The 19,692-nt window shown below is 57.6% G+C and carries 19 protein-coding genes; 7 read left to right on the top strand and 12 right to left on the bottom strand.

What is annotated here, in order from left to right; genetic code table 11:
• Positions 1-131 precede the first annotated feature (131 nt).
• The 3 genes from B3729_RS06090 to B3729_RS06080 all read left to right on the top strand — a co-directional run bounded on the left by B3729_RS06090 (position 132) and on the right by B3729_RS06080 (position 2,399).
• Positions 132-494 (top strand): hypothetical protein, encoded by a 363-nt coding sequence (locus tag B3729_RS06090; protein WP_074825039.1) that lies wholly within the window; start codon positions 132-134, stop codon positions 492-494.
• Between the two features lie 134 nt (positions 495-628).
• Positions 629-1,219, top strand: coding sequence for an NUDIX domain-containing protein (locus B3729_RS06085; RefSeq protein ID WP_286787690.1), 591 nt, complete (start codon positions 629-631; stop codon positions 1,217-1,219).
• Positions 1,220-1,706: 487 nt separating this feature from the next.
• Positions 1,707-2,399: a TIGR04211 family SH3 domain-containing protein gene (locus B3729_RS06080; RefSeq protein WP_374940334.1), complete on the top strand. Its 693-nt coding sequence runs from the start codon at positions 1,707-1,709 to the stop codon at positions 2,397-2,399.
• Positions 2,400-2,441: 42 nt separating this feature from the next.
• On the opposite strand, the gene B3729_RS06075 is transcribed toward B3729_RS06080, so the two are convergent.
• The 3 genes from B3729_RS06075 to B3729_RS06065 form a co-directional block, all read right to left on the bottom strand.
• Positions 2,442-2,747 carry a chaperone modulator CbpM gene (locus B3729_RS06075; protein ID WP_286787399.1) on the bottom strand — a complete coding sequence of 102 codons (306 nt, stop codon included), beginning with the start codon at positions 2,745-2,747 and terminating at the stop codon, positions 2,442-2,444.
• Position 2,748: 1 nt separating this feature from the next.
• Positions 2,749-3,696 (bottom strand): curved DNA-binding protein, encoded by a 948-nt coding sequence (gene cbpA, locus B3729_RS06070; protein WP_286787398.1) that lies wholly within the window; start codon positions 3,694-3,696, stop codon positions 2,749-2,751.
• A gap of 280 nt (positions 3,697-3,976) precedes the next feature.
• Positions 3,977-5,119 carry a hypothetical protein gene (locus B3729_RS06065; RefSeq protein WP_286787397.1) on the bottom strand — a complete coding sequence of 381 codons (1,143 nt, stop codon included), beginning with the start codon at positions 5,117-5,119 and terminating at the stop codon, positions 3,977-3,979.
• A gap of 294 nt (positions 5,120-5,413) precedes the next feature.
• Between B3729_RS06065 and B3729_RS06060 the strand changes: the two genes are divergently transcribed.
• Positions 5,414-5,545, top strand: a complete 132-nt coding sequence (locus B3729_RS06060; RefSeq protein WP_010795460.1) for a hypothetical protein — start codon at positions 5,414-5,416, stop codon at positions 5,543-5,545.
• A gap of 291 nt (positions 5,546-5,836) precedes the next feature.
• Here B3729_RS06060 and epsC read toward each other — a convergent pair whose 3' ends face one another.
• Positions 5,837-6,784: a serine O-acetyltransferase EpsC gene (gene epsC, locus B3729_RS06055; protein WP_286787396.1), complete on the bottom strand. Its 948-nt coding sequence runs from the start codon at positions 6,782-6,784 to the stop codon at positions 5,837-5,839.
• A 204-nt stretch (positions 6,785-6,988) separates the two neighbouring features.
• Here epsC and sseA point away from each other — a divergent pair, with 204 nt between their 5' ends.
• Both sseA and B3729_RS06045 read left to right on the top strand, forming a co-directional pair.
• On the top strand, positions 6,989-7,840 hold the full coding sequence (gene sseA, locus B3729_RS06050; RefSeq protein ID WP_286787395.1) for a 3-mercaptopyruvate sulfurtransferase: 852 nt from the start codon (positions 6,989-6,991) through the stop codon (positions 7,838-7,840).
• A gap of 569 nt (positions 7,841-8,409) precedes the next feature.
• Positions 8,410-9,693 carry an OprD family porin gene (locus B3729_RS06045; protein WP_286787394.1) on the top strand — a complete coding sequence of 428 codons (1,284 nt, stop codon included), beginning with the start codon at positions 8,410-8,412 and terminating at the stop codon, positions 9,691-9,693.
• 56 nt (positions 9,694-9,749) lie between these two features.
• On the opposite strand, the gene pcaC is transcribed toward B3729_RS06045, so the two are convergent.
• From pcaC to B3729_RS06010, 7 genes are all read right to left on the bottom strand, one after another.
• Entirely contained in the window at positions 9,750-10,160 is a 411-nt protein-coding gene (gene pcaC / locus B3729_RS06040) for a 4-carboxymuconolactone decarboxylase (protein WP_010795464.1), read from the bottom strand.
• A gap of 11 nt (positions 10,161-10,171) precedes the next feature.
• On the bottom strand, positions 10,172-10,960 hold the full coding sequence (gene pcaD / locus B3729_RS06035; protein WP_150346781.1) for a 3-oxoadipate enol-lactonase: 789 nt from the start codon (positions 10,958-10,960) through the stop codon (positions 10,172-10,174).
• Positions 10,961-10,970: 10 nt separating this feature from the next.
• On the bottom strand, positions 10,971-12,341 hold the full coding sequence (locus tag B3729_RS06030; RefSeq protein ID WP_286787393.1) for a 3-carboxy-cis,cis-muconate cycloisomerase: 1,371 nt from the start codon (positions 12,339-12,341) through the stop codon (positions 10,971-10,973).
• A 15-nt stretch (positions 12,342-12,356) separates the two neighbouring features.
• Entirely contained in the window at positions 12,357-13,646 is a 1,290-nt protein-coding gene (locus tag B3729_RS06025; protein WP_010795467.1) for an MFS family transporter, read from the bottom strand.
• Between the two features lie 256 nt (positions 13,647-13,902).
• Positions 13,903-15,108 carry a 3-oxoadipyl-CoA thiolase gene (gene pcaF, locus B3729_RS06020; protein WP_073449465.1) on the bottom strand — a complete coding sequence of 402 codons (1,206 nt, stop codon included), beginning with the start codon at positions 15,106-15,108 and terminating at the stop codon, positions 13,903-13,905.
• Positions 15,109-15,362: 254 nt separating this feature from the next.
• Entirely contained in the window at positions 15,363-16,703 is a 1,341-nt protein-coding gene (locus B3729_RS06015; protein ID WP_286787392.1) for an MFS transporter, read from the bottom strand.
• A gap of 208 nt (positions 16,704-16,911) precedes the next feature.
• Positions 16,912-17,757, bottom strand: coding sequence for an IclR family transcriptional regulator (locus B3729_RS06010; protein WP_010795470.1), 846 nt, complete (start codon positions 17,755-17,757; stop codon positions 16,912-16,914).
• Between the two features lie 212 nt (positions 17,758-17,969).
• On the opposite strand from B3729_RS06010, the gene B3729_RS06005 reads away from it, so the two are divergent.
• The gene (locus tag B3729_RS06005; protein WP_286787391.1) at positions 17,970-18,890 is read left to right on the top strand and encodes a dihydrodipicolinate synthase family protein; all 921 of its coding nucleotides are present in this window, start codon (positions 17,970-17,972) and stop codon (positions 18,888-18,890) included.
• Here B3729_RS06005 and B3729_RS06000 read toward each other — a convergent pair.
• Positions 18,887-19,648 (bottom strand): AraC family transcriptional regulator, encoded by a 762-nt coding sequence (locus B3729_RS06000; RefSeq protein WP_218567939.1) that lies wholly within the window; start codon positions 19,646-19,648, stop codon positions 18,887-18,889. The two genes, B3729_RS06005 and B3729_RS06000, sit on opposite strands and share 4 nt — an antisense overlap.
• Positions 19,649-19,692: the final 44 nt, after the last annotated feature.

Raw genomic sequence — 19,692 nt, 5'->3', positions numbered from 1 at the left:
GAAGCATTATACAAGGCATGTCGAAAAAGCCCTGGAGCCGAACCTGTAAGGAACACTACCCGGCACCGCCGGTCCGTGTGTAGGTGACAAGGAAACTGCTTATAACAAGTTGTTTATCCATGGAGACCACCATGACTGTCAAAGCCCTGTTTGCTGTAACTGCCCTTCTGGCCTCCAGCGCTGCGCTGGCAGCCTCCCCAGCGATGGAAAAAAATGGTGTTCTGGTCGATGACCAGGGCAGAACGCTATATACCTACGACAAGGACACTGAAGGTGTTTCCAGTTGCAATGGCAAATGCGCGGAAAACTGGCCGCCGCTCAAGGTAGAGGCTGGCAGCAAGCCTTCGGATGCCTGGACCGTGATCGAGCGCGAAGATGGCGCCATGCAGTGGACCTACAAGGGCAAGCCGCTGTATACCTTCGTCCAGGACAAAAAGGCTGGTGACAAGACTGGCGATGGCAAGGGTGGTGTCTGGCATATAGCCAAACCATAACGGCTCAGGAAACCGGCTACCGCGCCGGTTTCCCTTCTGACACACCGCTGCCAAGATGCACTGGCATGCTCATCAATACCCAGCACCTGAGCCCGGCATCAGCCCGCCTGAATACCCTCTTTCGAGAACTCTTCATGACCGACTCCTCGCCCATCCGTATCCTCGACTCACAGATTCTTGCCAATGACTGGGGCGTGCTGACCAAGTACACCCTGGATTACCAGCGGCGTGATGGATCACGACAGCAGCACACCCGTGAGACCTACGACCGCGGCAACGGCGCGACGGTACTGTTGTACAACCTGGATCGCCGTACCATTGTGCTGATCCGACAGTTCCGCCTGCCGACCTATCTCAATGGCATTCCTGATGGCATGTTGATCGAAACGCCGGCCGGCCTGCTCGACAATGCCGCGCCTGAAGAGCGCATCCGCGCTGAAATCGAAGAGGAAACGGGATACCACCTCCATCATGTCACCAAGCTGTTCGAAGCCTACATGAGCCCGGGCTCGGTCACAGAAAAACTCTACTTCTTCGCGGCAGAATACGATAGCGATACACATAGAAGCGAAGGGGGTGGGCTGGCTGATGAAGGTGAGGACATCGAAGTGATGGAGTTTGGCTTCGATGAGTTGCTAGACATGATTCGCGCCGGACGCATTCTAGACGCCAAGACCATTATGCTGGTGCACTATGCAGCGCTCTACTTGCTCCCTAAGCGCTAGACATCGTACACATGGCTAATCCGCCTCTCAAAGCGAATATCCTGCTGCAGACCTTGCGGCCTACGACCATGCTCTTCGTTGAACATGGCCAGGACGTGCTTTAACCAGATTTTCAAGCCGTTTCACACTTTTAGCCCCCTCTCTTGCAAAGGCAGAAACCTCTGCGTTTGCAAGAGGTCGCACACCTCTTATCAGTTGAATCAGTGGCCAGCCAATATGCTGGCAAGCTCGTGATATGCAAGCACCGGATAGACGCATCAGGAAATAATATTCCGGCTTACTGGCCTGAAAAGGTGTGGATCGTTCAGGTTCTAGCCAGAATTTGGCATATACCCTGTTTGACGGCCCCCGCGCGGCGTGCTCCATGCACAAACTCTGCATGAGGTGATTGCTGATCATAGGCCAGGCTTGTTACGGTACGGCCCTTTCCAAAAGATGGCCTTTTGTCCAGGCTCTCATACTTTTATTACATGACCATTTAATGCCTATGCCCACTTTTCTCGCAGCCCTTTTTTCTCGTACCCCGTTAGCCAAGGGCACACGCATTTTTTCCAAAGGCTCTACCTGGAGCGCCTGTTTGCTCGGAGCAGCCCTTACAGCAGGTCTGGGTCAGGTACAGGCCCAGGAAAACAAGGCGGCTGACCGTTGGGTCAGCGATACGCTGTCCACGTATGTTCGCAGCGGCCCGACCGATGGCTATCGTATCGTTGGATCACTCAAGTCCGGCCAGAAAGTCGAGCTGGTTAACACCCAAGGTGATTACAGCCAGATCCGAGGCGAAAGCGGTGATCTGGTATGGATTCGCTCCAGCGAACTGCAGGAACAACCAGGCCCGGTAGAGCGTGTACCGCAACTGGAACAGCAGGTAAACGAGCTGAGCAGCAAGCTCAAGACGATCGATGACAGCTGGAAATCCCGCGTTCAGGGCATGCAGGAAACCATGGACGCCCGCAAAGCACGCATAGATGAACTTGAGCAGACCCGGCGCCAGCTGGATGCCGAGCTGACCGACGCACAGTCCGAACTTCGCAGCGTCAAGGCGCGCCTGGGCGATGAGAACAAGGATGTCATGATGCGTTATCTCGTTTACGGAGGCAGCATTGCCGGAGCCGGCCTGTTGGCAGGTTTGATCCTGCCGTCATTTGCGGGTCGCAGAAAGCGCAACGATCGCTGGTTCTAAAGGGCAGGCTCCGGCACAACATGTGTGCCTGGAGCCCTCCTCTTATTCATCAAGCACAAAGCGGGCAAGCCGCTGCCTGAGCATGCGGTTTTCCATACGCAGGGTTTCTACCTGGGTCAGCAGGTCGAGCGCCAGTGCGATGCCCGCCCAGTCCAGCTCAAGCTCTCGTTGCAGCCGTACGGCACGGCGTACCGTATGCAACGCTGGCAAATCGAATACCCATACCTCTGGCCGCGGCCCGCGTGGCTCGACGATGCCATGCTCGACAAGCTCAACGATGTGAGTCACTGGCGTATCGACCAGCTGGCTGATCTCTTCGATGTCAAATTCCACGATTACGGTGGTCATCTCAGTCCCTCCACTCACTTCTGGGGTTGAAGCTGGCCTTGCTCGCCAATTGCTCCCATAGTTTCCGAGTAGCCTCATCATGAGTCTTGGGCATGACAATTTTGATCATGGCGTACAGGTCCCCTGCGCCGCCCTTCCGTGTTCGCAACCCCTTGCCCTTGAGACGTAAACGCTGCCCCGCCTGGCTGTTGGCCGGAACGGTCAATTGCAGTTTCCCGCTCAAGGTGGGAACAGTTACCTTGGCGCCCAGTGCAGCTTCCCAGGGTGCAAGCGGAACGGTCAGAAGCAGGTCATGCCCGTCGACATCGAAGAGTGGATGAGGAACCAGCCGGACAACCAGATAAAGATCGCCGTCGGGTCCGCCATTGAGCCCTGGGGCGCCCCGCCCTTTCAACCGGATTCGCTCGCCATCGGTCACGCCTGCCGGAATGCGTACGTTCAGGCTCTTGGGTACGCTCTCGTGACGCAGCCCGTTCGCACTATAGCTAGGCACCCGATAGTTGATGGTCCGCGGCTCGTCCGACAGCGTGTCTTCGAGAAACAACGGCAGCTCCATTTCCGCATCCTGCCCTCTTCGTCCGGCACTACGCTCCTGGCCGCGCCCACTACCGGGTCGGGCACCAAAAACAGATTCGAAAAAATCGGAAAAATGCCGCTCGTACTGCCCGTCTCCTCCGCCAAAATTGCCGTTGAACTCCCAGCCTGGCGGCGGATCGAACTGCTGCCCGGCCCGGCCGTACTGGCGTAGTTGATCGTATTCGGCTCGTTTTTCCGGATCTCTGAGAACCTCATAGGCCTCGGAGACTTCCTTGAATTTGTTTTCCGCATCCGGCTCTTTGCTGACGTCTGGATGGTATTTGCGCGCCAGCTTGCGGTATGCGGTCTTGATCGCTTTTTCGTCTGCGCCCGGGTCGACGCCCAGTAGCGCATAATAATCTTTGAATTCCATCGAACCTCACCGTCTCGTCAATCGACAACAGTCAAAAGCAGACAGCCATGACAGGCCTGCCGCTGCCCGGTGATCGTGCCTGTCTATAACCATAGCCCTATCAGCCCGGTATGGCGCTGATACAGGTCAGTGCACGACACAAACACCCTTCGATAAAGATGTGGACAGTACGCCAGGAATCCAGTGCCGGTTGCGAAAAAGACACGGAAGGCAGCCGTTTGCCAAGCGGCTTCAGGCGCGCACCGCCTGTGCGAAGGCGGTGCGCGAAAGAGGATCAGTTTTACTGCTGAATAAGATTGACGCGGTTGCCTGTGCCGGATTGGCTCAGGTTGACCCGTAGATCAGCACCGGTCTGCTGTAGCGTGATGTGGTTATCCGACCCGCTCAGCTGGCTGAGATACGCCACGTTACGATCGCCCTGCTGCCCGATGGTGATTTCATTGAGCGAGCCTTCGGTCGAAGCGCTCAGGATGTTATCACTACCCTCTTGCGTGCCGTACAGGACGTTACTGTTGCCGGTCTGATCGGCATAGAACTCGTTACCAGTCCCGGTCTGGTTGGCGGTCGCAATGTTGTAGTCACCCACCTGGCTGAGCTGAGCGGCCTGCCAGTCACCTGCCTGGAAAGCATCGATACTGTTCGAGACACCACTCTGGGTAGTGTCTGCGTCGTTATTGCTGCCTTCCTGAGTGACCAGGGCGCCGCCATTCTGACCGTCGATACGGACAGCGGCTTGCTGCTGCGTACCGCGCTGGGTGACATAGGCCGAGGTATTCACACCACTGACCTCAAGCGTGGCCACGGAACCCTGGCTGTCCAGCTGGTAGATATTGGCGGAGGTATCGTTCCCTGTCTGAATGACCGTCGCAACGTTATTGGAGCCGTCCCGCTGCCACAGCAGAGCGGTGTGATTGTCGCCCTGTTGATTAACGGATACTTCACTGGCCACGGCCCCTTCCTGCAGCGTATGGGCCCAGTGAGTGTTGCCGTTTTGCGTAATCCGGGAGGTTGCCTGGGTCGTGTTTAGTTGCTCGGTTTCAGCTTCGTTGGCAGTGCCTGTTTGGCTCTGGTTGACTGAAGCCGATTCGGAAGCTTGCTGAGAGACTAACGCCTGATTGTTCCAGCCATACTGGTATTGGTTGGAGTAGGCAGTGGTCGAGTCGGCCTGCTCGACAGTCGCGACGTTGTAATTGCCCGCCTGTGCCTGCTGTGCAGTACCGGCCTGGCTATTGACCTGAGTCAGGCGAGCCTCATTGGCGTAGCCGCTATGCGACTGCTTGGCGGCATTACCGGAGCCGGACTGCTCGATCGTAGCCGTATTGAGCACACCGTGCTGGTCCTGTCGGGCCGTATTATTTTCAGCAAAGGCTTGCGTGGCTAACACCGCGAGAACGGCAGCGGCGAGCGGTTTGAAGATAAACATAGCTCTCTCCATGAATGTTTATTCCACCAGAGGTACAGCAAGGTCTGGAAGACCTTTACCGCCTTACCATTGCGCAAGAACCTGCAAGGGCACCCTAGCGATCAGGCATTGTGAATCGGGAGGCTATATTCGCCGTTTAGCGCAGCGACGGGTATCAATCGAAAGATTGAAAATGCTAGCCCTTTAACACTTCGCAAGTGAGACCAAAGGCCTCATAGATGGGTGGTCAGAACCTTCAGTATCTCCTGCGGCCTAACTTATAACGCCTGCACAAGGCCCGAACGGGAGACGAACATGAGCGACATCAAGCACCCCGAAAACCAGAACGCTGAAAACGAAGACCTCGATAATCGTGACGTCGATGACGACCAGCTAGACCAGGCCGTAGAGGAAACTTTTCCTGCCAGCGACCCGATTTCACCATGATCTGATCAGTCGATCGGATTTCTTCTACTCGGTCTTGGGGTTGAAGACTATATACCTATAGCTTCAACCCTTTTTTTGTGCCTGATGTCTCCCAACGCCTGTCCATCACGGATGCGCTAACGGGTTGGCCATTAGGGGACGGATCAGAATCACCGAACGCAGCAGCGTTGAAAGCTTGGCTGCCGCCTTCGACATCCGGCGCAATCATTCCTGGATAGCAATCGTGCCCCTCATGCCTGTGGCAGTCAGGGCATGTTGCGTATTGAAGCGTTAGCCTGCCGAGCGACACCTTTACTGATCGCTGTTGGAGCATCCTTGCAAGTTGGCCTGGGTCACGTTGCTGAACGCCGGAACACTACGCGTCAGCCAGACATTACCGCCAATGGTGGAGCCTTTTCCGATAGTGATGCGTCCCAGAATGGTCGCGCCGGCATAGATGACCACATCGTCCTCGACGATCGGATGACGTGGATGCCCTTTTTGCAGATTACCGGACTCATCGGCCGGGAAGCGCTTGGCACCTAAAGTCACTGCCTGATAGATCCGGACCCGCTCGCCAATGATAGCTGTCTCGCCGATAACCACGCCGGTACCATGATCGATAAAGAAGCTGGGGCCGATCTGCGCCCCTGGATGGATATCGATACCCGTGGCTGAATGAGCCAGCTCTGCAGTCATGCGCGCCAGTAGCGGCAGGTCCGAACGATAGAGCTGATGCGCCAGACGATGGTAGATAACAGCCAGGATACCGGGATAGCACAGCAGTACCTCATCCACGCTACGCGCCGCCGGATCGCCCCGGTAGGCTGCCAGCACATCGGTATCCAAAAGACGCCGCAGATCAGGCAATGCCAAGGCAAAGTCCTGCACAATGCGCTGCGCCGGGTCTTCGACCGAGCATTCAGGCATCCCCCGCTGTCGGGCGGTATAGCACAGCTCCAGCCGCACCTGCCCTAACAGAGCATTGAGCGCACGGTCCAGCACGTGCCCTACGAAAAAGTCTTCGCTTTCCGCACGTAGGTCATTTGGTCCCAGACGGAGCGGAAACAAGGCGCTACAGAGCGACTCGAGGATCTCGCTCATTACCGCTCGCGACGGCAGTTCACGGCTGCTCAGTTCTCGCGTTCGGCCATGCTGGCTACGCCATTCGTTACGAGCGTCATGCAGCTCATCTACGATTCGTTCCAGTTGCCAGTTGATCCCCGGGGCTTTACCCCGCACCGCATTTGAATCGCTCATTACCACGTTCCTGGAAAAAGAACCGGCGCGGGCCGGTCCTGGGTTCGACAATAAAACGTTGCGGCTGATCGAGCGCGCCCCAACGCCTGTTCGTACCTTACCGCATCGCCTGCCCGATCGGATAGGATGGGGACAGACCTGCCAACGCCGCACCGCCTGGCGTCAAGGCAACCATAAGTGGAACATTCATACAGGAGAACTCTTATGACGTTTGGCCCCCTGGTCAGTACCGAGTGGCTTGCCAACGCATTGGGCAACAAAGACCTGGTGATATTCGATGCCAGTGTCTACCTGCCCAACGAGTCGAAACATGCACGCGCCGAGTATGAGGCTGCTCACTTACCTAGTGCTCGCTTCTTCGATATCGAAGAGATTTCAGATCAGGACACAACGCTGCCGCACATGGTGCCCTCCCAGGGTCGTTTCGCCCGGCTGGTAGGTGAGCTGGGGGTCAACAACCAGTCACGCGTTGTGGTTTATGACCAGAAAGGGTTGTTTTCAGCAGCGCGTGCCTGGTGGATGTTTCGCCTCTTCGGCCACGATCAGGTCGCAGTGCTCGATGGAGGCCTTCCCAAGTGGCAGGGCGAACATCGGCCCGTAGAACAAGGCCCCACACCTGCCGTACCGGCCCAGACGTTCGAAGCCACGTTCCACGCCAGAATGCTACGGGGCCTGGGCGATATCCAGGCCAACCTCGACAGCCGCCTCGAGCTGGTACTGGATGCACGCGCGGCCAATCGCTTCGAGGGGTCGGTGCCCGAGCCGCGTGCAGGCCTGGCCTCCGGGCATATTCCAGGTAGTGCCAGCCTGCCCTATACCGATCTTCTCAACGCTGACGGCACGTTCAAGGATGTCGAGACGCTCCGCGCGCGCTTTGCACATGCGGGTGCGGATGGCTCACGATCAGTGGTTACCAGTTGCGGCAGCGGCGTGACAGCTGCCGTTCTTCTCCTGGGACTGGCAGTGGCAGGCCTACCGGAAGGGGCCCTGTACGACGGCTCCTGGACAGAATGGGGCTCGCGCTCAGATACCCCCAAAGCGACAGGACAGGCTTGATCATTCCCGCGGTATCGCTCCTCTGACGGTACCGCTCCACCACCGCGGCGTAGGCTTCAAAGATTATTCTTTGGTCTAATAGACGCCTTTTCTAGGGTCTCGAACAAGACAGATCTTCTTCTCTGAGCCACGCTGTTTCAGGGCTCGGCCGCTTATGTGCTACTTAAAAGTGTTATCAGGCATACAGTTAAGCCATTTGTCTCATACGGTCTTTCAAGTGCGATAAACGAACAAATGGCTATTGCTTTAGGTAGCGAATCGATAGCATTATCGCGGCACGTCATCGTACAACCCTGGCCATAAGGCACAAGGGTGAATTCCACAATAAATTCAATAATGGAATAACCTGAATGTTGAAGATTGCACCCTGTACGGCCTTAATTTTCCCGCCCGATATTCCCCCCTCTTCCAGATTTCGCGGAGGCGTTTGCGCGTCCGCTTAGGTTCGGCTGCCTATTCAGGCCGGACATGAAATGCCCTGAGGATCAGGGCCTCTCCGCCTCTGATAAATCAATCCGTAAGAGATTGCGCTCAGGTGCGGCACCATTACTCATGGGAGTACAACAATAATGACCCTTCGCTATCTCTCTGTTCCTGCGTTTATTGGACTCACACCGCTTGCGCTGGCCTTGGCATTACCGATGGCTGCTCATGCTGAAGGTTTTCTGGAAGACGCCAAAGTCAACGTGATGACCCGCAACTATTACTTCAACCGGGATTTCCGCAACGGTACCAGCGCTCAACAGAGCAAGGTCGAAGAATGGGGCCAAGGTTTCATTATGACGGCAACCTCGGGTTACACACCGGGCGTCATAGGTTTTGGTCTGGACCTGACCGCCCTATATGGTCTCAAGCTCGACAGCAGCCCGGACCGTGCCGGTACGCAGCTGCTACCTGTAGGGAGTGATGGCCGTGCGGCAGACGACTTTGGCCGCGTGGGCGCTACCTTCAAGGCTCGCATTTCTAAGACTGATCTGTTGTTAGGCGAATTGATGCCTAACGTACCGGTGCTTCGCTTCAACGATGGTCGTCTGCTTCCTCAGACATTCCGCGGTGCGACACTAACCTCCAAGGAACTGGACGGCTTCACGTTCTATGCTGCGCAGATTCGCCAGGTGAGCCTGCGTAACTCCTCCAACATGGAGGATCTGTCCATCACGACCGGCGGTGCCCGTCAGATTCGTGCAGCCTCTTCGGATCGCTTCAATTATGTAGGGGGTGAATACACCTTCAACGAGAAGCGCACCATGGTTGGCGTATGGCACGCGCAGTTCGAAGATGTCTACAAGCAGAACTTCTTCAACCTGACACATACCCAGAAGTTCGGGGACTGGAGCCTGGGCGCGAACCTGGGTTACTTCACCGGTGAAGAGGAAGGCCAAGCGCGCGCGGGCAACCTGGACAACAAACTCTTCACTGGACAGTTGTCCGCCGGTATTGGTGGCCACAAGTTTACCGTAGGTTATCAGCGCGTCAGCGGTGATAACGGCTGGCTGAGCGTTAACGGTTCCAGCGGCGGCAGTATCGTAAACGACATGTTTACCCAGAGCTTTGATAATGCCAAGGAACGCTCGTGGCAGCTGCGTTACGACTACAACTTTGCTGCTATGGGTATTCCGGGTCTGGCCTTCATGGCGCGTTACGGCCATGGTGACAACATCTACGTCAACGCTGCCAATGATGACGGCTCGGAATGGGAACGTAACTTCGATGTGGCCTATACCTTCCAGAGCGGCCCGCTCAAGGACCTGAACATGCGTTGGAGAAACTCTATGGTCCGCCGCGACTATGGCAGCAACAACGATGTCGACGAGAACCGCCTGATCTTCAGCTACCCGATCTCGATTCTGTAAGCGCCAGGTCAATACAAAAAGCCCGTCTTTCGACGGGCTTTTTTATAACGCCTTGCCTACTGCCCTTCATATTGAGTTTGGCGTGACTCCACGCCCAGCTCATCCCATACTGACTCGGCCAAATGGAAGGTCGCGTTGGCCGCCGGGATACCGCAATAAATGGCGCTCTGCATGATCACTTCCTTGATCTCATCGCGCGTTACACCGTTGTTGGCAGCGGCGCGCAGATGCAGCTTGAGTTCTTCGCTTCGGTTCATCCCAATCAGCATGGAAATGGTAATCAGGCTACGGGTATGCCGCGGCAGGCCCGGACGGGTCCAGATATCACCCCAGGCATGCCGGGTGATCATCTCCTGAAACTCCTCGTTGAATGGCGTGAGCTTTTCCAGGCTGCGATTCACATGGGCATCGCCCAATACCGCGCGACGGACCTCCATGCCCTTTTCATAACGTTCGCGTTCGTCCATCTCGAGATCTCCTAAGCCGTCAGGAAAGCCAGGACACGGCGACTGAATGCTTCGCCGGCCTGTACATTGGAAAGATGCGCAGCATCGAATTCCGCATACTCGGCATTCGGAATTTGAGCCTGCATGTAGTGACCGTCGGCCGGTGTGGTGACGGCATCGTGCGTACCCGCCACGATAAGCACCGGAACGGTGACGGCCTTGAGATGCTCACGAAAATCACCGTCACGCACGGCAGCACAATTGGCGGCATACCCTTCTGGCGAGGTAGCTGCGAGCATGTCGGTAATGCGCTTGACCTTGGCTGGCTCTGCCTGAGAGAACTCAGGTGTAAACCAGCGGCTAATGGAGGCATCACGCAGATTGACCATAGCCGCCTGGCCGCCCTTCAAAACCGTATCGATACGGTCGTTCCAACCGTCTGCCGTTCCGATCTTGGCAGCGGTATTGCAAATGACTACGCGTTGGATACGGTCACTGGCGTTCACTGCCAGCCACTGCCCGGTCAGTCCACCCATGGACAGTCCGCAGAAAAAGGCTTTCTGAACCTTGAGCGCATCCAGCAGCGCCAGGACGTCATGGCCCAATTGCTCAATGGTGTACGGACCGGGCGTGACGGTGGAGCCGCCATGGCCCCGGGTGTCATAACGCAGTACGCGAAAATGCTCAGTAAAGGCGGGAATCTGATCATCCCACATATGCAGGTCAGTGCCCAGCGAGTTGGACAGCACCAGAACCGGCGCGTCTTCGCGGCCATCGAAACGGTAATTCAGTTCGCCCTCGGCGAGTTGCACAGTTGGCACAGGAATCCTCCTAGCGAGCAGACGTCAGTGAATGGTGTTCGGCACAGGCGCGTTCTACCCAGGTGCGGGCCTGTCCCAAGTAGTGCGCAGGATCGAGCAGATGATCCAGCTCATCGGCAGACAGCTCGGCGGTCACGGTCTCGTTCTGCCCGAGCGCCTCACGCAGGTGGCATTTCTGCTCGACTGCACTGCGGCAGCACTGCTCGACCAGCTGATGCGCCTGCTCACGGCCGACACGTTGGCTAAGGGTAATGCTGACAGCCTCGGCCAGTACCAGTCCGTGGGTCAGCTCCAGGTTCGTGCGCATGCGTTCGGCATCAACTTCCAGCCCTTCGGCTACCAGCAACGCCTGTTCCAGCGCACCCGAAGTCAGGCAGAAGATATCAGGCAGGGTGTCCCATTCGGCATGCCAGAGCCCCAGGCTGCGCTCGTGTTCCTGAGGCATGGCCGCGAACATGGTGGCGACAAGGTTGGGAATGCGGGTCGCAGCGCTGATCAGGACTGCCGCGCTGACCGGATTGCGCTTGTGGGGCATGGTCGAGGAACCACCCCGCCCCTGCCCGGCCGGCTCGAAAACCTCCGCCGCTTCTGTCTGCATCAACAGGGAAAGGTCACGTCCCAGCTTGCCCAGGCTTCCGGCAATCATGCCGCACACACTGGCGGCCTCTACCAAGCGGTCCCGCTGGGTATGCCAGGGTTGATCAGGCAGTGTCAGGTCAAGTTCTTTAGCCAACGCCTCGGCGACCGGCATGGCCTTGTCACCGAGCGCCGCCAGTGTGCCCGACGCCCCACCGAACTGCAGCACCAGAACACGCGGCTTGAGCTCAGCCAGCCGTTGGCGATGACGGGTAATTGCGCCTAGCCAGCCGGCAATCTTCATACCCAGCGTGACGGGCGTTGCATGCTGCAGCCATGTTCGTCCGGCCAGAGGCGTATCCACATAGCGCCGAGCCTGTTTGGCCAAAATATCAGCCAAGGCAGTCAGACCGTCTTCCAGCAGCGCGAGGGCTGAGCGGATCTGCAGCACAAGCCCGGTATCCATGACGTCCTGACTGGTGGCGCCCATGTGCACATAGCGCTCGGCCTCGGGGCTTGTACGCTTGATTTCACGCCCCAGTGCCTTAACCAGCGGAATGGCCGAGTTGCCGCTGCTCACGATGGCCTGCTGCAACGCGGCAAGGTCATAGGCCTCGGCGCGACAAGCCGCCTCGATCGGTGCGACGGCATCCTTGGGAATCAGGCCGACCGCGGCTTCGGCTCGCGCCAGGGCGGCTTCGAAATCCAGCATGCCCTGCAGGCGCCCGCTATCACTGAAGACATCACGCATCGCAGCCTGAGTAAAATAGGCATCGAAGAGCTGATGGGTCGGACGCTGACTCATATGCATTTATCCTTATTAGTGATCGTCATGCAGATAGCTGGCTCTGCGCGGCAGGCGCAGGCTTACCAGGAAGGCCACTACCAGCATGCAGGACACATAGATGTAGAAGAGATTCTCATGCCCCATGGCTTTGAAGTTCAGCGCAACGAATTCGGCCGAACCGCCAAACAAGGCATTGGCTACGGCATAGGAGAGCCCTACCCCTAGCGCACGCACCTGTGGCGGAAACATCTCGGCTTTTACCAGGCCACTGATCGAGGTGTAGAAACTTACAATGGCCAGCGCGAGGATGATCAAGCCAAAGGCAATGACCGGGCTGGTCGTGGTTTTCAGGGTCAGTAGGATGGGATAGGTACACAGTGCGCCGAGCGCACCGAACCACAACATGGAAGCGCGGCGGCCAATACGGTCAGACAAGGCACCGAACAGCGGCTGCATCAGCATGTACAGGAACAGCGCACCGGTCATGATGCCGCTGGCCGTCTTGGCATGCATGCCTACGGTGTTGACCAGGTACTTCTGCATGTAAGTTGTAAAGGTATAGAAAATCAGCGAGCCACCGGCGGTATATCCCAGCACAGTGAAAAACGCCGCCTTGTGATGTTTGAACAGAGCCGACAGCGAACCCGCCTCTTTGGCAGCACGGCTTTCTGCCGTCGTGGTTTCCTCAAGCGAGCGACGCAGCAACAGCGAAATCACGGCAGCAACCGCACCCACCACAAAAGGAATACGCCAGCCCCAGGCACGCAGCTCCTCTTCGGACAGGACCTGCTGAAGGATGACTACCACCAGCACCGCCAGCAACTGCCCGCCAATCAGCGTCACGTACTGGAACGAGGCATAAAATCCGCGCTTACCCTTCAGCGCCACCTCACTCATATAGGTTGCAGTAGTGCCGTATTCACCGCCGACCGACAAGCCTTGGAAAAGTCGCGCCATGAGCAGAAGAAGCGGCGCCCAGAAGCCAATGCTGTCGTAGGTGGGCAGGCAGGCAATCACCAGTGAGCCGGCGCACATCATGAGCACGGAGATCATCATTGACGTACGCCGCCCATAGCGATCGGCCACCCCACCGAAAATCCAGCCACCGATGGGTCGCATCAGAAAGCCTGCGGCAAATACACCGGCAGTGTTAAGCAGTTGAACGGTGGGGTCGTCTGAGGGGAAAAACGCGTGAGCAAAATAGATGGAGCAAAAGGAGTAAACATAAAAGTCGAACCACTCGACGAGGTTACCGGACGAGGCGCCGACAATGGCAAAGATTCTTTTACGACGCTCTTCCAACGTATAGGAACTGGTAGTCATTCGATCCGCTCTTGTCATTGAAATAGGAATAATCCGGCACGCAATCGATCCTGACGTGCCGGTGAATGACCCTACAGAGGGCAGCCTTTGCCCTGTCGCAGGGTGTGCCGCCTACGCGTGACGGATTCGCAGGCCTTGGTGAGACATGTCCTTTTACAATTCTCTCCTTTGCAAAGCCGCAAATCCTTCGCGTTGGCGCAGATCACCCTTATTCCTCATCAACGCCCCGTTGTACGAGGCGCCCAAGACATTGACCTCAAACGCGCTCGACTGCCAGCGCCAGACCTTGTCCAACCCCAACACACATGGTCGCGAGCCCCAGCTGCTTGTTGGTCTTTTCCAGCCAATGCACGGTAGTCATGACCAGGCGTGCACCACTCATCCCCAGCGGATGACCCAGTGCAATGGCGCCGCCCTGCGGATTTACTTTTTCACTGTCGTCCGGTAATCCCAAGCCTCGCACTACCGCCAGGGCCTGGCTGGCAAAGGCCTCGTTCAGCTCCACCACATCGAAGTCTTCAATGGTTTTCCCCAGACGGGTCAGCAGCTTTTGCACCGCCGGCACTGGGCCGATTCCCATGACACGTGGCGCAACGCCGCCACTTGCCATACCGAGAATGCGGGCGCGAGGCTTGAGGCCATACTTCTGCACGGCCTCGGCCGAGGCGATGATCATGGCCGCAGCGCCGTCATTCACACCCGAGGCATTACCCGCCGTGACGGTCTTGTCGGGCCCATTGACGGGCTTGAGCTTGGCCAGCATCTCCAGCGTGGTATCAGGGCGTGGATGCTCGTCCTTGTCGACGATCGTCTCGCCTTTCTTGTGGACGATTCGCACCGGCACGATTTCTTCGGCAAAGAAGCCGCTCTCCTGGGAAGCCGCCGTGCGCTGTTGGCTGCGCAACGCAAAGGCATCCTGATCGGCCCGGGAAACATTGTGATCCTGCGCGACATTGTCTGCCGTTTCCGGCATGGAATCGGTACCGTACTTCTGTTTCATCAATGGGTTCACGAAGCGCCAGCCGATGGTGGTGTCTTCGATCTTCTGTCCGCGGGAAAACGCAGTGTCCGCCTTGCCCATCACGAACGGAGCGCGGGACATCGATTCCACACCGCCGGCAATGGCCAGCTCCATCTCACCTGTGGCAATGGCGCGGTAAGCCGTCCCTACAGCGTCCATCCCTGACGCGCAAAGGCGGTTCAAGGTAACGCCCGGTACGGTTTCCGGAAGGCCTGCTAATAGAAGCGCCATACGCGCCACGTTACGGTTATCCTCGCCCGCCTGGTTGGCGCAGCCCATGAATACCTCATCGACTTCCGCCCACTGCACTCCAGGGTTGCGCTCCATCAGCGCCTTGAGCGGAATAGCCGCCAGATCATCGGCACGGACGCTGGACAGCGCACCGCCAAAGCGTCCAATAGGTGTACGAACGGCATCGCAGATGAATACATCACGCATCATGAGTCTCCTGATACCGCTCCTGGGCGGGCCGATGGCCCATGGGTAAGGAGGCGGTGTGACGGTCATGGCAGCACCTGAAATCGAGGGTGCCAGCTACCTGGGTCGTACTCGCCCGGACGGAAGACCAGGCGAGTGATGTTGAACGGAACAGTAAGCCGCAAGGCTGCAAGCAGACAATCCGATAATCGAATCTACGGTCGATTATCGAACATGTTTATCTGTTCCCGTATGCGGTTGCGTGATTCGAAAAGGCCTTATGACGCATCTGAATGACTGACGATACCCTTGATCACTACAGCCGCCGCAGCCAGCGCAGCAGGCACCACCAGCGCAGTCAGTACCTGCTCGAAATTCCATCCCAGCCCCAGTAGAGTGGCCCCCATCCAGGCCCCCAGAATGGCACCGAAGCGTCCGATACCCAGCATCCAGGACACCCCTGTGGCACGACCCTGGGTCGGATAGAAGCGCGCCGCCAGTGAAGGCATGGCGGACTGCGCACCGTTGATGCACATCCCCGCAACCAGTACCAGCGTAGCCAGCAACGTCACGTGACCCAGGCTCTGCCCGACACAGTACGCAAAGACACCGGCGAGCAGGTAAAACGTGCCAATGACCCAGTGCGGATTGATCCGGTCCATCGCCCAGCCCACGGCTACCGCGCTAAGCACGCCACCAAACTGGAACAGGGCTCCAATGAATGCAGCCTGCTCCATACTTGCCCCGCTGTCGCGCATCAGGGTAGGCAACCAGCTTGTCAGCAGGTATACGATGACAAGTCCCATGAAGTAGGTCAGCCAGAGCAGCACCGTGCCCAGCCCACACGCCTTGGAGAAAATAACGGCAAAGACATTACGCGCCTTGACTGTGCGCTGCTCTGGTACGCTGAACTCCCTGGCCTGCTGCACGATACTTGGGCCGATGGGCAGCAAGGCCTTGCGAATCCGTGCCACGCCCCGGTTATGCACCACCAGATAACGGGCCGATTCCGGCAACCACAGCAGCAGCACCACTGCCAGAGCCATCGGTAGCAAGCCCCCGAGCAACAGCAGGCTATGCCAACCGAACGCCGGAATCAGCTTGGCAGAGATGAACCCGCCACACGCCATGCCCAAATTGAAACCACAGAACATGCTGGTTACCAGTAACGACTTGAGCCGCTCCGGGGTGTATTCGGACAGCAGTGTCGTGGCGTTCGGCATGGCGGCGCCTAGTCCAAGGCCGGTCAGAAATCGCAGAATGACCAGTTGATCCACCGTACCGCTGTAGGCCGAGATCACGCTGAAAAGTCCAAAGATGGAAACGGCGGCAACCAGCACGACCTTACGGCCGAACCGGTCCGCCAACGGTCCCGAGCCCAACGCACCAAACACCATCCCAACCAGGGCAGCGCTCATGACCGGTCCAAGGCTTGCTCGATCGATACCCCAGTCCTGGGTCAACGCCGGTGCGATAAACCCCATGGCAGCAGTGTCCAGGCCATCCAGGAAAACGATCAAAAAGCACAACACCACGATTCGCCACTGATAGCGGCTCAGCGGCTGGGCATTGATAAATGTCTGAACATCAAGTGTCGTGTTCGTTGAGGCCTCCGTCATGACAAGGCCTCCATCATCCACGAATAGAAAGAAAGCGCATCGGAGCGATGCGCATGCACCATCCCGTTCACGGGAGAAATCATGCAGAACATAGGCGGACTCTGTTGTTTTTATCAGGCGTGCCGGCTGGCAACGTGCCTCTACCCTACGGAGCAGGCACGCACTGCACAATTCGATTAACGGCTAAAGGTTCGATTAACGAACAGTTTTAGTGAAAGAGCTTGGAGCTGAGTTCCTGGCTGGCCTTGAGTAAAAGGGGCAGGAAGCGGCGCTCCAGCTCCTGCCGGGTAATACGGCTAGCATGGGTGCCCACGTTCATGGCAGCCATGACCTGACCTGAGGCATCCAGTACCGGTACGGCCAATGAACGGAGCCCGACCTCCAGTTCCTGGTCAACGACGCACCAGCCTTGCTGCCGGATCTGCTCGAGACAGGGCAACAGCTTTTCTGGCGTATGCAGTGTGCGACTGGTCTTGATCTGCAGGTCAGCACGCTCGAAGTAATCCTGAAGGGCAGCATCATCCAGAGCCGCCAGCAGAATACGGCCCATGGAGGTGCAGTAGGCCGGAAGCCGGCTGCCAACGCTCAGATCGACCGAAATCAGCCGCAGCGGTGTAGCGGACCGGGCGATGTACAACACCTCATCCCCCTCAAGCGTGGCGACGGAGCAGGCCTCATGCAGCTGCTCGCTCAGGCGATCCAGAATGGGTTGGGCGGTGAGCGCCATGGGCGTGGATGACAGATAGGCATGGCCCAACGTCAGCACCTTGGGTAATAGTGAATAGGTCCGTCCATCGGTGGTCACGTAGCCCAGCTTCATCAACGTATGCAGGCAACGCCGAACCGCCGCGCGGGGGATCTCGGTTCGGTGGCTGATCTGCGCGATGGTCAGATGCCGCTTGCGCTCCTGAAAGGCATGGATCACAGCCAAGCCACGCGCAAGGGACGTCATGAAGTTTGGATCGCCCGTGAAGGCCTCGATCCGCTTGGCCGGCGATGCAATGATAGGCGGTGCGCCAAAGCTGTGAGGGTCACGCGAATTCGAGTTATCCATGATCTCTGCCCGGCCGCTGTCTGATTTGGCCGATTATCGAAGCATCTGATCGATAATCGCAATACGACAAACGCAGTCTTGTTCGTTTATAGGCCACTTACAGATCGTCACTGTGCCGATTTCGTCCTCGCACCTGGGGAAAAATCTCAAGCCATAAGAGCGGTGGCGGTTCACCCTGTAGGCATCTGTCTATCGCTAAAGGGATAACGACCATGGGACATCAAGCGATCAACTGGCGCGGCGTCTTTCCGGCTGTCAGCACTCAGTTCAAGCCTGACTTTTCTCTGGACCTGGACGCCACTCACCGCGTTGTCAGCAATCTCGTGGCGGATGGTGTGTCCGGGCTTGTAGTATGCGGCACCGTTGGAGAAAACACCTCGCTCACCATGACGGAAAAGCTATCGGTCATCGAGAGCGCCAAGGCGGCGGCGGCCGGGCGCGTACCCGTGATTGCCGGCGTAGCCGAATTTACTACCGCCTTCGCGCAGAAGATGGTTAACGAGGCGCGCTTTGCTGGCGTGGACGGTGTGATGGTTATGCCCGCGCTGGTCTACTCTGCCAAGCCCCACGAAACCGCCATGCACTTTCGCAGCGTTGCGACTTCGACCGATCTTCCGGTCATGGTCTACAACAATCCGCCGGTGTACAAGAACGACGTTACGCCGGACATCCTGGCCTCGCTCAAGGACTGCGAGAATATCGTCTGCCTCAAAGACTCCTCAGGTGACACTCGCCGCTTTATTGACCTGCGCAACGCTGTGGGTGATCGCTTCGTGCTCTTTGCCGGCTTGGATGATGTAGTGCTCGAAAGCATTGCTGTAGGGGCCGTCGGCTGGGTATCCGGCATGTCCAATGCGTTTCCCAGGGAAGGTGAAACCCTGTTCCGCCTCGCCATGCAAAAGCGTTTCGACGAAGCCCTGTCGCTCTATCAATGGTTCATGCCCCTGCTACATCTGGACGCCCGCCCTGACCTGGTCCAGTGCATCAAGCTCTGCGAAGAGATACTAGGCCGTGGTTCAGCCGTCACCCGCCCTCCTCGCCTGAGCCTCGAAGGGGCTGCCCCTGATGAAGTGAAAGCGATTGTGGACAACGCGCTGACCCAACGTCCTGCACTGCCTGACGTCGGGCTTTAAGCTGCGTCGCTGGCAGCCTGCCGAAACTGCCGGGGCGTGAGTCCCGTCAGCGTCTTGAACTGGCGGCTAAAGGCGCTGTGATCGGTGTAGCCGCACTGCAAGGCAATATCGGTGATCGGCATCGTCGTCCCCAGCAATTGAGAGGCTTTTTCCAGACGCACCTTATGGATCATCTGGCGGGGCGTGAGATGAAAGATCCGCTTGCAATAGCGCTCCAACTGAGCCACGGAAAGCTCTGCGATGGCGGTCAGCTCTGCCAGTGCGATCGGACGGGTGTAATGAGCACGAATGTGTTTATCGACCGCCGCAAGCCGTTGATACGCCGGGTGGTTATCCTGCGCGGCTTGCAAGTCATAGGAAATGCCAGCCATGCCCAACACCTGCCCTGAATGCCCTTTCAAGGGCAGCTTGTAGGTCAGACACCACCCTGGCTCACGACCGTTGTAAAAATGCAGCTCAAGCTTGTCCTCGATGATCGCTCCGCGAAGCACCTCGTGGTCCTGCTCGGTATAGAGTGGTCCTAGATTCGCCGGAAAGACCTCAGCGGACGTCTTGCCCAAGAGAGGCGCAACCGTCTTGAACCCACACCGTCTCGCCAACGTCAGGTTGGCCAAGAGGTAACGTGCGTCCAGATCCTTAATAAAGAAGACCACATTGGGAATCGCATTGAGAAGCGGAGCAATCAGCGCAACGCTGTTAAGCAAGGTTTCTAAGTCTTCAGGGCGCTCTGCGGCAAGCCCCTCACACCAGGCTGTCATCTGCTCAGGAGCAAAACCTGGAGCCTGCCTGTCGCGTTCGGCTA

Source organism: Pseudomonas sp. UBA3149 (genome assembly GCF_002364655.1).
In the GTDB taxonomy this organism is placed as follows: domain Bacteria; phylum Pseudomonadota; class Gammaproteobacteria; order Pseudomonadales; family Pseudomonadaceae; genus Chryseomonas; species Chryseomonas luteola.
The sequence above is the reverse complement of the archived record's forward strand: the minus strand, read 5'-3'. Positions and strand labels throughout refer to the sequence as shown.

What these genes read in the sequence shown, in the direction of transcription:
- B3729_RS06090 (WP_074825039.1), top strand. Translation starts at nt 132, where the DNA reads ATGACTGTCAAAGCCCTGTTTGCTGTAACTGCCCTTCTGGCCTCCAGC.
- B3729_RS06085 (WP_286787690.1), top strand. Translation starts at nt 629, where the DNA reads ATGACCGACTCCTCGCCCATCCGTATCCTCGACTCACAGATTCTTGCC.
- B3729_RS06080 (WP_374940334.1), top strand. Translation starts at nt 1,707, where the DNA reads ATGCCCACTTTTCTCGCAGCCCTTTTTTCTCGTACCCCGTTAGCCAAG.
- B3729_RS06075 (WP_286787399.1), bottom strand. Translation starts at nt 2,747, where the DNA reads ATGACCACCGTAATCGTGGAATTTGACATCGAAGAGATCAGCCAGCTG.
- cbpA (WP_286787398.1), bottom strand. Translation starts at nt 3,696, where the DNA reads ATGGAATTCAAAGATTATTATGCGCTACTGGGCGTCGACCCGGGCGCA.
- B3729_RS06065 (WP_286787397.1), bottom strand. Translation starts at nt 5,119, where the DNA reads ATGTTTATCTTCAAACCGCTCGCCGCTGCCGTTCTCGCGGTGTTAGCC.
- B3729_RS06060 (WP_010795460.1), top strand. Translation starts at nt 5,414, where the DNA reads ATGAGCGACATCAAGCACCCCGAAAACCAGAACGCTGAAAACGAAGAC.
- epsC (WP_286787396.1), bottom strand. Translation starts at nt 6,784, where the DNA reads ATGAGCGATTCAAATGCGGTGCGGGGTAAAGCCCCGGGGATCAACTGG.
- sseA (WP_286787395.1), top strand. Translation starts at nt 6,989, where the DNA reads ATGACGTTTGGCCCCCTGGTCAGTACCGAGTGGCTTGCCAACGCATTG.
- B3729_RS06045 (WP_286787394.1), top strand. Translation starts at nt 8,410, where the DNA reads ATGACCCTTCGCTATCTCTCTGTTCCTGCGTTTATTGGACTCACACCG.
- pcaC (WP_010795464.1), bottom strand. Translation starts at nt 10,160, where the DNA reads ATGGACGAACGCGAACGTTATGAAAAGGGCATGGAGGTCCGTCGCGCG.
- B3729_RS06030 (WP_286787393.1), bottom strand. Translation starts at nt 12,341, where the DNA reads ATGAGTCAGCGTCCGACCCATCAGCTCTTCGATGCCTATTTTACTCAG.
- B3729_RS06025 (WP_010795467.1), bottom strand. Translation starts at nt 13,646, where the DNA reads ATGACTACCAGTTCCTATACGTTGGAAGAGCGTCGTAAAAGAATCTTT.
- pcaF (WP_073449465.1), bottom strand. Translation starts at nt 15,108, where the DNA reads ATGATGCGTGATGTATTCATCTGCGATGCCGTTCGTACACCTATTGGA.
- B3729_RS06015 (WP_286787392.1), bottom strand. Translation starts at nt 16,703, where the DNA reads ATGACGGAGGCCTCAACGAACACGACACTTGATGTTCAGACATTTATC.
- B3729_RS06010 (WP_010795470.1), bottom strand. Translation starts at nt 17,757, where the DNA reads ATGGATAACTCGAATTCGCGTGACCCTCACAGCTTTGGCGCACCGCCT.
- B3729_RS06005 (WP_286787391.1), top strand. Translation starts at nt 17,970, where the DNA reads ATGGGACATCAAGCGATCAACTGGCGCGGCGTCTTTCCGGCTGTCAGC.
- B3729_RS06000 (WP_218567939.1), bottom strand. Translation starts at nt 19,648, where the DNA reads ATGACAGCCTGGTGTGAGGGGCTTGCCGCAGAGCGCCCTGAAGACTTA.